The 13,675-nt window shown below is 40.2% G+C and carries 11 protein-coding genes; 2 read left to right on the forward strand and 9 right to left on the reverse strand.

Features of this window, described 5'->3' with window-relative positions; all coding sequences use genetic code 11:
• Position 1: 1 nt before the first annotated feature.
• The 5 genes from ligA to BWR56_RS04910 all read right to left on the reverse strand — a co-directional run bounded on the left by ligA (position 2) and on the right by BWR56_RS04910 (position 7,309).
• Entirely contained in the window at positions 2–1,960 is a 1,959-nt protein-coding gene (gene ligA, locus BWR56_RS04890) for an NAD-dependent DNA ligase LigA (protein ID WP_076984556.1), read from the reverse strand.
• A gap of 89 nt (positions 1,961–2,049) precedes the next feature.
• On the reverse strand, positions 2,050–3,228 hold the full coding sequence (locus BWR56_RS04895) for an MFS transporter (protein ID WP_076984557.1): 1,179 nt from the start codon (positions 3,226–3,228) through the stop codon (positions 2,050–2,052).
• An 80-nt stretch (positions 3,229–3,308) separates the two neighbouring features.
• A complete protein-coding gene (locus tag BWR56_RS04900; RefSeq protein ID WP_076984558.1) occupies positions 3,309–4,172 on the reverse strand; it encodes an Rgg family transcriptional regulator in 864 nt (287 codons plus the stop codon).
• A 3-nt stretch (positions 4,173–4,175) separates the two neighbouring features.
• Entirely contained in the window at positions 4,176–6,077 is a 1,902-nt protein-coding gene (locus BWR56_RS04905) for an ABC transporter ATP-binding protein (RefSeq protein WP_076984559.1), read from the reverse strand.
• A 77-nt stretch (positions 6,078–6,154) separates the two neighbouring features.
• The gene (locus BWR56_RS04910; protein ID WP_049505841.1) at positions 6,155–7,309 is read right to left on the reverse strand and encodes a DUF4352 domain-containing protein; all 1,155 of its coding nucleotides are present in this window, start codon (positions 7,307–7,309) and stop codon (positions 6,155–6,157) included.
• Between the two features lie 384 nt (positions 7,310–7,693).
• Between BWR56_RS04910 and BWR56_RS04915 the strand changes: the two genes are divergently transcribed.
• Both BWR56_RS04915 and BWR56_RS04920 read left to right on the forward strand, forming a co-directional pair.
• Positions 7,694–9,412 carry a phospho-sugar mutase gene (locus tag BWR56_RS04915; RefSeq protein WP_076984560.1) on the forward strand — a complete coding sequence of 573 codons (1,719 nt, stop codon included), beginning with the start codon at positions 7,694–7,696 and terminating at the stop codon, positions 9,410–9,412.
• A gap of 111 nt (positions 9,413–9,523) precedes the next feature.
• Positions 9,524–9,871, forward strand: coding sequence for a DUF6568 family protein (locus BWR56_RS04920; RefSeq protein WP_076984561.1), 348 nt, complete (start codon positions 9,524–9,526; stop codon positions 9,869–9,871).
• A 37-nt stretch (positions 9,872–9,908) separates the two neighbouring features.
• On the opposite strand, the gene BWR56_RS04925 is transcribed toward BWR56_RS04920, so the two are convergent.
• The 4 genes from BWR56_RS04925 to yycF all read right to left on the reverse strand — a co-directional run bounded on the left by BWR56_RS04925 (position 9,909) and on the right by yycF (position 13,630).
• Complete coding sequence (locus tag BWR56_RS04925; RefSeq protein WP_076984562.1) at positions 9,909–10,682, reverse strand: potassium channel family protein; 774 nt, start codon at positions 10,680–10,682, stop codon at positions 9,909–9,911.
• Positions 10,683–10,769: 87 nt separating this feature from the next.
• On the reverse strand, positions 10,770–11,579 hold the full coding sequence (locus BWR56_RS04930; RefSeq protein WP_049505844.1) for an MBL fold metallo-hydrolase: 810 nt from the start codon (positions 11,577–11,579) through the stop codon (positions 10,770–10,772).
• A gap of 1 nt (position 11,580) precedes the next feature.
• Positions 11,581–12,930, reverse strand: coding sequence for a cell wall metabolism sensor histidine kinase VicK (vicK, locus tag BWR56_RS04935; protein ID WP_049505845.1), 1,350 nt, complete (start codon positions 12,928–12,930; stop codon positions 11,581–11,583).
• On the reverse strand, positions 12,923–13,630 hold the full coding sequence (yycF, locus tag BWR56_RS04940) for a response regulator YycF (protein WP_049505846.1): 708 nt from the start codon (positions 13,628–13,630) through the stop codon (positions 12,923–12,925). Before yycF ends, vicK begins: the two co-directional genes overlap by 8 nt.
• Positions 13,631–13,675 lie beyond the last annotated feature (45 nt).

Genomic DNA, 13,675 nt, shown 5'->3' on the forward strand with positions numbered 1-13,675 from the left:
TTTACAAACTTTCTAGCCAAGCTTCATCTCTAACTTCGATACCAAGTTCTTGTGCTTTTTGGAGCTTGCTTCCTGCATCCGCTCCTGCTACAACAAGATTCGTTTTCTTGGATACACTGCCTGTGACTTTGGCACCGAGGCTTTCGAGTTTACTTTTGGCTTCTGAGCGTGTGAGACGTTCCAATTTCCCCGTGAGTACAACGGTCAAACCTGACAAGGCTGCATCTTCCACTACTGTCTGCCCTTTGTAGTCAAGATTGACTCCAGCTTCTTTCAACTCGTCTAAGAGAATCTTCGACCCTTCTGTAGCAAAATAAGTCTGAAGGCTTTGTGCAATTACATTACCCAAGCTTTCAATACTTGCTACTTCCTCAAGATCAGCTTGGGCTAGATTTTCAATAGAGTGGAAATGTTGGAGCAAGAGTTGGCTAGCCTTGCTTCCGACATGGCGAATTCCCAGACCAAACAAGAGTTTTTCAGCAGAGTTTTCCTTGGATGCTTGAATGGCCTGATACAGTTTAGAAGCAGACTTTTCCTTGACACCTTCTAAAAGGAGGAAATCTTCTTCTTTCAAACGATAAATATCTGCCACATCTTTGACTAAATTGGTAGCAAAAAGCTTTTCAACGATAGATGGACCAAGTCCTGTAATATTCATGGCATCACGAGAGGCAAAGTGAATCAAGCCTTCCATGATTTGGGCAGGGCATCGTGGATTAATACAACGAAGAGCCACTTCATCTTCAAAATGAAGCAAGTGACTGTCACAACTTGGGCAATTTGATGGAATATCTAGTTTTTCTTCAGAAACACGCTTGGACTCTACCACACGCAAAACAGCAGGAATGATATCTCCAGCCTTATAAACAATAACCGTATCGCCCTTTCGGATATCCTTTTCGGCGATATAATCTACGTTGTGCAGTGTTGCACGGCTAACAGTTGTCCCAGCAAGCTGAACAGGTGTTAGATTGGCAGTCGGGGTCACAACACCCGTACGACCTACTGTCCAGTCAACTGAAAGGAGCTGGGCTTCTTTTTCTTCAGCGGGAAATTTATAGGCGATTGCCCACTTGGGTGCTTTAACGGTAAAACCGAGTTCTTCTTGACCTACTAAGTCATTGACCTTGATTACCACCCCATCGATATCGTAAGGCAGTTTCTCCCGTTCTTGTCCTACTTCTTGGATAAAATCCCATATCTCATCTATGCTTTTAGCCAATATTCGTTTAGGATTAACCACAAAACCAAGCTGTTCAAGATGCTCCAAGACCTTTTCTTGGCTAGCTCGAGTAGAAGGGCTTGCTTCTTGATAGAGGAAAGTCGCAAGATTACGCTTGGCCACTACTGCTGTATCCAACTGACGGAGGGTTCCTGCTGCTGCATTACGAGGATTGGCAAATTCAGGCTCTCCATTTTCTTGGCGAGCTTGGTTGACCAGATCAAACGAAGCGCGTGGCATGTAACACTCTCCACGAACAGTGATATCAAGTTCTTCTGGCAAGGTCAAAGGAATATCCTTGACACGCTTGAGGTTTTCTGTGATATTTTCTCCAATAGACCCATCACCACGTGTGGCACCGACTACCAAAATTCCCTTTTCATAAGTTAGCGAGATAGACAAACCATCGATTTTCAGCTCGCAAATATAGGTCGGGTGGGGTAATTCCTTTCGCACACGCGCATCAAAAGCTTCTAACTCTTCACGTGAAAAAGCATCCTGCAAACTATAAAGAGGATACTGATGACTGTATTTTTCAAAACCATCTAAAACCTTACCACCAACACGATGAGTTGGACTGTCTGCTAAAACTTGATCCGGATAGGCGGCTTCCAATTCGACCAACTCTCGGTAGAGGCAATCATACTCACTATCTGAAACCGAGGGATTGTCACTCGTATAGTACTCGGTTGCATAGCGGTTAAGTAAGGCAACTAACTCATTCATTCTTTCATTCATATTCCCATTTTACCACAAAGCAAGCCCTCCTCACAATAGAGAAGGGCTGAAAAATGGTTTGTAGTGTAATATTTTCTTAAAAAGAGAAATTATAACTCTTTATCAAAATGACCTCGCACATAAACGAGGGAGAAACAAGACAGGATGATAACACCGCTGCCAATTATCAGAAAAGAAGAGAGATGGACACTTGGTAGCACCGTCATAAAGCCTTTTGCAATCGGCATAAATAGGATGGCTAAGGTAAAAATTGTGCTTAGTACTCTTCCCAAGTATTCCCCCTCAACCTTGGTTTGAACCTGAGTAAAAAAGTGAATGTTAAATATCGTCATAAACAGTTCACAAACTAAATTTCCAGAAAAGGAAAGAAAAGTTGGCAATGGTAACCCCATCATAAAAACCCCAACTCCAGTCAAGGCCAATAGAATCAAAAGATTATAAACACCTGCCTTTATTTTGCTAGCTAGAAGAGCTCCGATAATCGAACCAATAGCGCCCATAGTTAAAATAGTTGCATAAGCTCCTTCTACCCCGTATAGTCGATTTGAAAAGGGGAGGAGAAATTCAAAAGCTGCAAAAAAGAAATTAACACTGGAAGCTACTACCAAAAGGAAAAAGATCTCTTGCTGGCGCCAAATATAGCGAATCCCTTCTTTCATATCAGCAAAAATATTTTTCCAGCTGAAAGTCTTTTTCTCTTGTTCCTGAGTCTCTTTTTGGGGGAGAAAAGCTACTAAAGTAAATGCGATGAAAAAGCTAATGGCATCTAAAACAAGCGTCATATGGAGACTGGCAAATTGTAAAACGAGAAAAGAAAGTACAGGGGAGCTAACACCTACAACCTGAAAAACGAGCTCTAAGCGAGCATTATAGGTCACAATCTCTTCTTTTTCTACAACTTCAGTTATAATGGCTTTGTTGGCTGTACGAGAAAATGCAAAGGCAACTGCCTGAACAATATTGGCAAAAATCAAGGCAGCAATCATCAAGCTATCATTTCTGATGAAAGAAATAGCTAAACAGAGAACGCCACAAATCAAGTCTGTCGTCATCAAAATTTTGCGACGCGAAAAGCGGTCTGAAATCACTCCTCCAAAGGGATTGACCAGAATCGATGTGACGAGTTCAGAAATTTGATAAATCCCAAGAACAGTCTGCCCTATCGTTCCCATTGATGCCAACCAAACACTGTTTCCATAATCATAGAGCATATTTCCTATTTTATTAATAGCACCACGACTAATCAACTGGATTGCATGTCGATTCATATAAAAAGCTCCTCTCAAATTTTGAAACTATTGTATCAAAACTGAAAGGAGTCTCTTTATTTTTCCCTTATTTGGGAAATTTAAGCATTTACAAATTTTTCATAATGTTCCTGATAGTAAGCCACTTGCTCTGGAAGCCCAAGCACATCAAAAATATGCATAGCCTCCTGCATCTGACTACAACCCTCTTCTTTCAAGTCTCTCTGGTAGAGGGCGAAACCTTTGAGATAATGGAAGATATTGCGCTCATAAAGCTTGATACCATTTCCAATCAACTTCTCCACATAGCCCTCAAAATAGTCCGCATCCGCAAAGGAACGGTTTTCCAAACAATGCTGGTAACAGTTAAGAGCTAAAATCAAAACGAGTTTACGATGCCGACCAATTTCCTTGTAGTACTCTTCCCTCTCCATAACTTCTCTGCCAATCCGAGCCACATAGTCCACATTGTAGAAAGTATAGAGATTACCGAAAAGAATCAACTCATACATAGTCCATTCTTCTGTTTGAAAAAGATAATCTGCTACCTTTTCCAAATCACTCTGCCTCATCGTGTAATGAGCATCTCTTTGACAAATCAGTCCTTGTAGCAGAATCCAATTCAGCTCAAAATAGAGGGGATTGGTCGAACTCTTTGCTTTCTCAAGCTGTTCCTTTTGTAGCTTTTGAAAACCTGCAATATTATTTGAGTAGTAAAGCGGAATAATCTGTGCCATCAAGGCAACATGTTCATGATTTTGAAAATCTCTAGCCTTGTCCATGAAATTTTCAATAGTCACATGAATATTGTCCAAAATCTCAAAGAAACGAGAAACTGCTAGATCAGACTCCCCAAGCTCGAAGCGAGATAACTGAGAGGTTGAACATGATTCACCTGCCGCCTCTTTTAAGGAGTACTTCCCACTTGTTCGAAATTCACGAAATACCTTTCCAAGATGTTCCATTTCTTACACCTGCTCTGATAATTCTTCCCACTCAAGCATAGCTTCTTCTTGACGATGGCTAATTTTGTCCAGTTCAGCCTGCAATTCCATGAGCTTTTCAGCATCGTTGGTTTCCAGCATTTGTTCAGAAATGGCTTGACTTTGAGTTTCTAACTCTTCAATTTCAGCTTCTAGATTTTCGATTTGTCGCATGAGCTTACGGGCTTCTTTCTGACTTTCTTTCTGAGCTTGGTAGTCATTAACTGGACTTGTTTCTTTTGCTTGATTACTAGTTGAAGCTTCTTTTGTCTGAGTCATTTCTACTTCTGCTTTCTTTTCAACATAGTAGTCATAATCTCCAAGGTAGAGGGTTGAACCACTCTCGGACAATTCCAAAACATGAGTGGCTACACGATTGATAAAGTAACGGTCGTGACTGACAAAGAGCAAGGTCCCATCAAAGTCAATCAAGGCATTTTCCAACACTTCCTTGCTATCAATATCCAAGTGGTTGGTTGGCTCATCCAAAATCAAGAAGTTATTGTTTTCCATTGAAAGTTTGGCAAGAAGCAAACGAGCTTTCTCACCCCCAGACAGCATGCCTACTGATTTCTTAACATCATCACCAGAGAAGAGGAAGGCACCAAGGCGGTTGCGGATTTCAACTTCTGGTGTTAATTTAAAGTCATTCCAGAGTTCATCCAGAACACTATTACTAGGTGTTAACTTGCTTTGAGTCTGGTCATAGTAACCAACCTTGACATTTGCTCCAAAACGCTTCTCTCCTTTGATAAGAGGAATCTGGTCTACTATTGACTTGATAAAGGTTGACTTCCCAATGCCGTTTGGTCCAACGATAGCAACAGCATTCATCTTGCGAAGGTCTAGGTTGATAGGTTCTGACAATATTTCCCCATCATAGCCAATAGCTGCATTTTCAACTGTCAGGACAACATTACCAGATGTTTTTTCAGACTGGAAGGTCATATTGGCTGATTTCTTCCCAGATTCAGGCTTATCTATACGCTCCATTTTTTCTAGTTGTTTACGGCGAGATTGGGCACGCTTGGTCGTTGAAGCTCGGACTAGATTGCGATTGACAAAGTCTTCTAGAGCAGCGATTTCCTTTTGTTGCTTTTCATAGTTTTTTGCCTCAGTAGCTAGCTTTTGCTCCTTCAACTCAACAAAACGAGAATAATTGCCCACATAACGATCCAAGGAATGCTTGGTCAAATCCAGTGTAACCGTCGCAACCTTATCCAAAAAGTAACGGTCGTGACTGACAATAATGAGGGCGCCGCTATAGTTCACCAAGTAATTCTCTAGCCAGGCTATGGTTTCGATATCCAAGTGGTTGGTAGGCTCGTCCAAGACCAAGAGATTTGGCTTTTCAAGGAGCATTTTAGCCAGTGCCAGACGGGTATTTTGACCACCTGAAAGCTCAGCAATTTTCATCTGCCTCATAGACTCATCAAACTTGAATCCATTTAAAATCGCTCGAATGTCTGCTTCGTAGGTGAAGCCACCTGCTTGACGGAAATTTTCTGACAAACGGTCATAATCCGCCATCAGTTTATCCAACTCAGCACCAGACTTTTCACCCATCTCCAACTCCATCTGACGCAGTTGTGTCTCTGTACTCCGTAGATCATCGAAGACATGGAGCATTTCGTCGTAAATGGTATTTTCAGACTCAAATCGGCTGTCTTGGGCTAGGTAGGAAAGAGAGATGTCTTTTTTCTTATTGATTTCCCCTCTAGTTGGCTCCTCTTCTCCAACTAAAATCTTCAAAAGTGTGGACTTTCCTGCCCCATTTTTTCCAACGAGGGCAATCCGATCCCGTTCATCTACTTGCAGGTTGATATGTTCAAAGAGAACCTCACCAGCAAAAGATCGTTCAATTTTATTAGCTTGTAAAATAATCATGATTCTATTTTACTATCTTTTTCACTTTTAGACAATTGCAATGAAAAAAGTTCGAGTTAACACTCGAACTTTTTAGCTTAATATCCAATGCCTCCACGGAATGTGCGAGCCATATCGTTTAAGTCGTAATTCTTAGAAGAGGTATCAATGGTCCATTTACCATCTTTCTTCGTCATTTTGATTTCATATCCCTCTTTTCTCATACTATCACTAGTATCTAGAGGAGTAGATTCAAATTGGCTTGGTGCGTTTTCTAAGATGTACTTCTCACCGGCTTTCATAGCCTCTGAGTAGCTGCTGTACTTACCTTTGTTTTCGTCATAGAATTTACTGCTCAATTCATAGACATTCAAGTTGTCCAAGTCAATCGTTTCAGGTCTTACATAGATAACAGCGTAATCAGGCAAGTATGTTTTAACTTTGTAATCAATTTTTGCTCGTTTAGAGTTTGCTTTGATATACGCCTCAGCAAATGTACGAAGCTCGGCATCTGAAGGTTTGTAGTTATAGAAACCTTTTCCGAATGATTCTACAAATTTCTTGATGAATTCTTCTCTATCAGCCTTCACATCGTTTGTAAATTCAGCATTACCATCAGAAGATTTTTTATCATCAGCAAGTGATACGACTTGAGCCTTGTTATCAGATGTGCTTAGGTTTGTTCCGCCACCTGAGCTTTCTCCATTAAGGTAAACAGCATCAACATATTTTTTCATTACTTCTTTAGCTTCATCAATGTGATCCTCATATTGGCTTGGATCAACTTTGATAGCTACGTCGTTATTCTTTTTAGAGTTTTCTTTGATATCATCGTAGAAGCTAGGTGCAAAATGAAGCTCATATTTAGCATCTTTGTCTACTTCATAAACAACATAACCAGCTACACTCTTACCTTTAGAGATGCTATCTCCATATGACATGAATTTAGTCTTGCTGTCGCTTTCATAAATTTGAATTGGTTCTAATTTTTCATCCTTTTCATTGTAAAGGGTGATATCGCGGCTAGTGAAACTGAACTGTTTGTCACGGTTGTTTTTGATTTCTACTTGAAGAGCAAGGTAGCTTGAAGATGAATCTTCATCTTTAGGCAATACAAACATCCCATCTTTAACAGATACTTCAAAGTTGGAGTTTGAGGCAGTACCGTTGTCGCTTGCCTTCTTTGTTGATCCACAAGCAACAAGTGCTAAAGCTGATACCAGCAAAGCAGAATGCTTAAGAATTTTTTTCATAATAGAATATCTCCTTTTATTATTTACTATATTCTACCATAGCGATAATAAAATTCAAAATAGAAACCGAACCTTTTAAAAAAAACTTAAAATTTTAGAATAATAGCTTAAAATTTTCCAAAAAATTATTTTAAGTATAGAAGCATCATCTTAGAGAATCAATACGAAGTCACGTTTTTCCTTTGAAAACTTTTTCTATATATTTTTCTAAATTTATTAGGAATTCAATCTGAAACCGTTTAGTTATAAACTCTTGTTTATCCTTTTTAGGGAAATGAAAAAAGCTCGATTCGAGCAATAACAACTATGCTACCGTTTTACTAAAATCCTAAATCATGGTATAATGAAACCGATTAAAACAATTTACAACAAAGGAGACACTCTATGACTTACCAAGAAAATTATCAAAAATGGCTCGATTTCGCTGATCTTCCAGACTACCTTCGTCAAGATTTGGAAAATATGGACGAAAAAACAAAGGAAGATGCCTTTTATACCAATCTTGAATTTGGTACTGCTGGTATGCGTGGTTTGATTGGTGCTGGTACAAACCGCATCAACATCTACGTTGTTCGTCAAGCTACCGAAGGTTTGGCTCGTTTGATTGAATCAAAAGGTGGAAATGAAAAAGAACGTGGTGTGGCAATTGCCTACGATAGCCGTCACTTCTCACCTGAGTTTGCCTTTGAATCTGCTGCAGTTCTTGCTAAACACGGTATCAAATCTTACGTATTTGAAAGCCTTCGTCCAACTCCAGAACTGTCATTTGCAGTTCGTCACCTCAACTGTTTCGCAGGTATCATGATTACTGCCAGCCATAACCCTGCTCCATTTAACGGTTACAAGGTTTACGGTGAAGACGGTGGGCAAATGCCTCCACACGATGCAGACGCTTTGACTACTTACATTCGTGCTATCGAAAATCCATTCGCTGTGGAAGTTGCTGATGTCGAAGCTGAAAAAGCTTCTGGTTTGATTGAAGTTATCGGCGAAGCTGTTGATGCAGAATACCTTAAAGAAGTTAAGGACGTAAACATCAACCCAGCCTTGATCGAAGAATTCGGTAAAGACATGAAGATTGTCTACACACCACTTCATGGTACGGGTGAAATGTTGGCTCGTCGTGCTCTTGCCCAAGCAGGATTTGACTCTGTTCAAGTCGTTGAAGCGCAAGCAACTGCTGACCCTGACTTCTCAACTGTAAAATCTCCAAACCCAGAAAGCCAAGCAGCCTTCGCCCTTGCTGAAGAACTTGGTCGTCAAGTTGGTGCAGATGTGCTTGTTGCAACTGACCCTGACGCTGACCGTGTTGGTGTTGAAGTTCTTCAAAAAGATGGAAGCTACCTCAACCTTTCAGGTAACCAAATTGGTGCCATCATGGCTAAATACATCTTGGAAGCCCACAAAAATGCTGGAACTCTTCCTGAAAATGCAGCCCTATGTAAATCTATCGTATCAACTGACTTGGTAACCAAGATTGCTGAAAGCTACGGGGCAACCATGTTCAACGTTTTGACTGGTTTCAAATTTATCGCAGAGAAAATCCAAGAATTCGAAGAAAAACACAATCACACTTACATGATGGGATTTGAAGAAAGCTTCGGTTACTTGATTAAACCATTCGTACGTGATAAAGACGCCATCCAAGCCGTTCTAGTCGTTGCTGAGCTTGCTGCCTACTACCGTTCACGCGGTTTGACACTTGCTGACGGTATCGAAGAAATCTACAAAGAATACGGCTACTACGCTGAAAAGACTATCTCTGTTACCCTTTCTGGTGTTGATGGTGCAGAACAAATCAAGGAAATCATGGCTAAGTTCCGTAACAATGCTCCAAAAGAATGGAATGCAACAGCTATCACTGTCGTAGAAGACTTCAAGGCTCAAACTGCTACTGCTGCTGATGGTACTGTTACAAACTTGACAACTCCTCCAAGTGATGTGTTGAAATATACACTTGCTGACGGTTCATGGATTGCAGTTCGCCCTTCAGGTACAGAACCAAAAATCAAATTCTACATTGCTGTTGTGGGTGAAAGCAATGAAGATTCACAAGCTAAGATTGCCAACATCGAAGCAGAAATCAATGCCTTTGTTAAATAAGAAATTATAAAAGATGAGACCAACCAATCTCATCTTTTTTTCGTATCAAATCTAAGCATTTTTAGAAACTTTATGGCATACTAGACTTATCAATGAAAGCGAGGTAATCTCATGGAACAATTTTTAGAAAACATCAAAGACCTTGAAGTCACTACAGTTGCGCGTGCGCAAGAAGCTCTTGATAAGAAAGAAACTGCAACCTTCTTTATTGGTCGTAAAACTTGCCCTTACTGCCGTAAATTCGCAGGTACCTTGGCAGGTGTCGTAGCTGAAACTAAAGCTCACATCTACTTCATCAACAGTGAAGAACCAAGCCAACTCAATGAGTTACAAGAATTCCGTTCACGCTATGGAATTCCAACTGTACCAGGATTTGTTCACATTGCAGATGGCCAAATCAAGGTCCGTTGCGACTCTTCTATGTCTGCACAAGAAATCAAGGAATTTGCTGGATTGTAAAAAAGCCACTCGTCGAGTGGTTTTTGTATGGTCTAAATTACTTTTTTTCAAGCAAGTCTTGTATCATTCTATGCAGTTCTTCTATCTTTTCAGATTGTTTCTCTAGTAAGATCCTTTGACTCCGTAATTCGTCTTGGAGGTTATCAAGTTTTATCTGCTCATCTGGATTATCCTTTACAAAAATGTTTGTCAAGGCACTCGTTAACATCCCTATTGTGCCAATACCAACAAGCATTAGTAAAACAGCTAACCACTTCCCAAAAATCGACGCAGGAACAATATCTCCATAACCAACAGTCGTTACAGTCACAAGCGCCCACCAAAGACTATCTGAGAATGATTTTTCTTTAACAACAGATAAAATTGAACTACCTACCAGTACAATAAAGGAATTGAGATAGAAAATATAAAGTAAGCCATTTGTTCGTAAGAGTTTTCCAACCTTCTTTTCCAACTTGCCAGTCAAGCCAACGACTCTTAAAAGACGAGTTAGTTTCAGTAATTTTGTCAGCCTTGCTAAACGGAAGATACGCCCTAAGCGAAATACTGTAAAAATAGCATTCAAAGGAAGAATAGCTAGCAAGTCGAAGATATTTTCAAATATAAATCTCCATTTTTCTTTACTTGAAAAGAAACGCCAGCCATAATCCACCACAAAAACAAACCAAAGTAGTAAGTCAATAATACTATAGGGTGGATTATCCAAATCAATTATCTCAGCAAATCCAAGCAAAACAAGGACAACGGATATCAATGCAAGTATGATAATCGTTGTGTCATAGTAATCCTTTAATAGCCATTTTCTCTTCACACTGCTGCTCCTTTAGTTATTTTTATCATTATACCACACTAAAACCCTGACAAAGTACAAAACAAAAGAAGGCACTCGCCTTCTTTTTTATATATCTGTCAATGGTGTTGCAGTATCTGGTGAGGTATTATAAACTTTAAAGTCTACTCCGACTCCCAGATCAGCTTGGGCTAGCTGATTGACCATGGTCATATGAGCCAGCTCCTTGATATTGTTTTCTTTGGATAAATGCCCAAGATAGATTTTCTTTGTGCGATTTCCCATGGCACGAATCATGGCCTCAGCACCGTCTTCGTTAGAGAGGTGACCGAGATCCGACAGGATTCGCTGTTTGAGACGCCAAGCATAAGAACCTGCTCGTAAGATTTCCACGTCGTGGTTGGACTCGATGAGATAACCGTCAGCATTCTCAACAATTCCTGCCATACGATCACTAACATAACCTGTGTCAGTCAGCATGACAAAACTCTTGTCGTCTTTCATAAATCGGTAAAACTGTGGTGCTGCCGCATCATGGCTGACTCCAAAACTCTCAATGTCGATATCGCCAAAGGTTTTGGTTTTGCCCATTTCAAAGATATGCTTCTGCGAAGAGTCTACCTTGCCAAGATACTTACTATTTTCCATAGCCTGCCAGGTCTTTTCATTGGCGTAAAGGTCCATGCCATATTTGCGAGCCAAGACACCGACTCCATGAATATGGTCTGAATGCTCATGCGTAATCAAAATCGCATCCAAATCTTCAGGTTTGCGATTGATTTCACTCAAAAGACTGGTAATTTTCTTACCAGACAAGCCTGCATCCACTAAAATTTTCTTTTTTGGGGTTTCCAGATAAAAGGAATTTCCACTGGAACCTGATGCTAAAATACTGTATTTAAAGCCTATTTCACTCATTCTAGTCTTCTATTTCGTCCTCCCATATTTCTTCTTTTACGGCATCCTTATCATAAGGGAGCACTATGGTAAAGGTCGATCCCTTACCGTATTCACTTTTGGCCCAAATAAAGCCATTGTGTTGTTTAATGATTTCTTTTGCGATAGCCAGACCTAGACCAGTTCCACCTTGAGCCCGGCTTCTTGCACGATCCACACGGTAGAAGCGGTCAAAGATCTTCGGCAAATCTTGCTTTGGAATACCTAGACCTTGGTCTTTGATGGATAAAATCATCTGGTCGTCAGTGGTTTTCATGCTGACAGTGATTTTCCCACCATCTGGTGAGTACTTAATGGCATTGTTAAGAATGTTATCAATCACTTGAGTCATCTTATCGGTATCAATCTCGATCCAAACTGAATTAATAGGGTAATCTCTAACAAGTTCATATTTTTTCTCGTCATCTTGACTTCTCATCTTATCAAAGCGGTTGAGAATAAATGTGATGAAAGCTGTAAAATTAATCAGTTCCACATCTAGCTGACTTGTCGTATTATCAATACGAGAGAGATGCAAGAGATCTGTCACCATCCGCATCATACGGTTGGTTTCATCGAGTGAAACCTTGATAAAATCAGGGGCAATGGGATCATACAAGGCTCCCTCGTCCAAGGCTTCAAGATAAGATTTTACACTGGTCAAAGGAGTTCTTAACTCATGACTTACGTTTGAAACGAAGAGTCTCCGCTCACGTTCTTCCTTCTCCTGCTCGGTCGTATCATGTAAAACGGCAACCAAACCAGAGATGAAACCTGACTCACGGCGAACCAGAGCAAAACGGACACGAAGGCTTAGGTATTCCCCATTTACATCCTGGGAGTCAATCGTCAACTCAGGAATCTGTGTAATCAGATCACGCAGCTCATACTCATCTTCTATCTTAAGCAATTCGAGGATGCTTTTATTCAGAACATCTTCTTTCTGCACACCGAGCTGTTTCTTTGCCATATCGTTAATCATAATAATCTGACCACGGCGATTAGTCGCAAGAACGCCATCTGTCATGTAAGAAAGAATACTGTTCAATCGTTTACTCTCTTGTTCCAGATTTTCTTGGGTCAAACGAATAACTTCTGACAAATCGTTCAGATTATTGGTGATATTGGTGATTTCTGTACTTCCTTGCAAGTCCAAAACTTGAGAATAATCACCTGCAATCAAGTCCTTAACCTTTTGATTTATCTCCTTCAGACGGATATTATCCCGACGATTTTCCAGTAACAGCAAGGTCACCACCAGGATAAAGCCAAGTAAAATCAAGATAAAGATAAAATCGCTGGTCAGAATAGTTTGTCTAATATCTTCAATCATTATTTCTCATATAGTATCCAACACCACGACGTGTGAGAATGTACTCTGGACGACTTGGAGTATCTTCTATTTTCTCACGCAAGCGTCTAATGGTCACGTCCACTGTACGAACATCACCAAAATAGTCATAACCCCATACAGTCTCAAGCAAGTGTTCACGCGTAATCACTTGACCAATATGAGATGCCAAGTGATACAAGAGTTCAAACTCGCGGTGGGTCAAATCTAACTCCTCACCATATTTCTTAGCCACGTAAGCATCTGGAACGATTTCCAAATCACCAATTTGTAAAGGCTGCGTCTTCTTCTCATCAGACTCTTGGCTATCCACAGAAACCAGGTCTGTACGACGAAGCAGGGCCTTGACACGAGCCTGCAATTCACGGTTTGAGAAAGGTTTTGTAACATAATCATCTGCACCTAACTCTAAACCAATAACCTTGTCAAACTCGCTATCCTTAGCTGATAGCATGATAATCGGCACGCTACTAGTCTTACGAATAGCTTTAGCAACTTCTAAACCATCAATTTCAGGTAGCATCAAGTCGAGGATAATAATATCTGGTTGCTCTGCTTCAAATAGGTCGATTGCCTCACGACCATTGAAGGCTGTCACGACTTCATAACCTTCCTTGGCCATATTAAACTTAATAATATCTGAGATTGGTTTCTCATCATCTACAATTAATATTTTTTTCATTTTATCACCTTTTCTCTATCTATTATAACAAAAAAATGCAAAGAA

Origin of the sequence: Streptococcus oralis (assembly GCF_001983955.1) — a bacterium.
In the GTDB taxonomy this organism is placed as follows: domain Bacteria; phylum Bacillota; class Bacilli; order Lactobacillales; family Streptococcaceae; genus Streptococcus; species Streptococcus jiangnanensis.

Bases quoted from the DNA above. Each gene is read 5' to 3' on its own strand.
- BWR56_RS04900 (WP_076984558.1), bottom strand. From the start codon at position 4,172: ATGGAACATCTTGGAAAGGTATTTCGTGAATTTCGAACAAGTGGGAAG.
- BWR56_RS04915 (WP_076984560.1), top strand. From the start codon at position 7,694: ATGACTTACCAAGAAAATTATCAAAAATGGCTCGATTTCGCTGATCTT.
- vicK (WP_049505845.1), bottom strand. From the start codon at position 12,930: ATGATTGAAGATATTAGACAAACTATTCTGACCAGCGATTTTATCTTT.
- BWR56_RS04910 (WP_049505841.1), bottom strand. From the start codon at position 7,309: ATGAAAAAAATTCTTAAGCATTCTGCTTTGCTGGTATCAGCTTTAGCA.
- BWR56_RS04905 (WP_076984559.1), bottom strand. From the start codon at position 6,077: ATGATTATTTTACAAGCTAATAAAATTGAACGATCTTTTGCTGGTGAG.
- BWR56_RS04930 (WP_049505844.1), bottom strand. From the start codon at position 11,579: ATGAGTGAAATAGGCTTTAAATACAGTATTTTAGCATCAGGTTCCAGT.
- BWR56_RS04895 (WP_076984557.1), bottom strand. From the start codon at position 3,228: ATGAATCGACATGCAATCCAGTTGATTAGTCGTGGTGCTATTAATAAA.
- ligA (WP_076984556.1), bottom strand. From the start codon at position 1,960: ATGAATGAAAGAATGAATGAGTTAGTTGCCTTACTTAACCGCTATGCA.
- yycF (WP_049505846.1), bottom strand. From the start codon at position 13,630: ATGAAAAAAATATTAATTGTAGATGATGAGAAACCAATCTCAGATATT.
- BWR56_RS04920 (WP_076984561.1), top strand. From the start codon at position 9,524: ATGGAACAATTTTTAGAAAACATCAAAGACCTTGAAGTCACTACAGTT.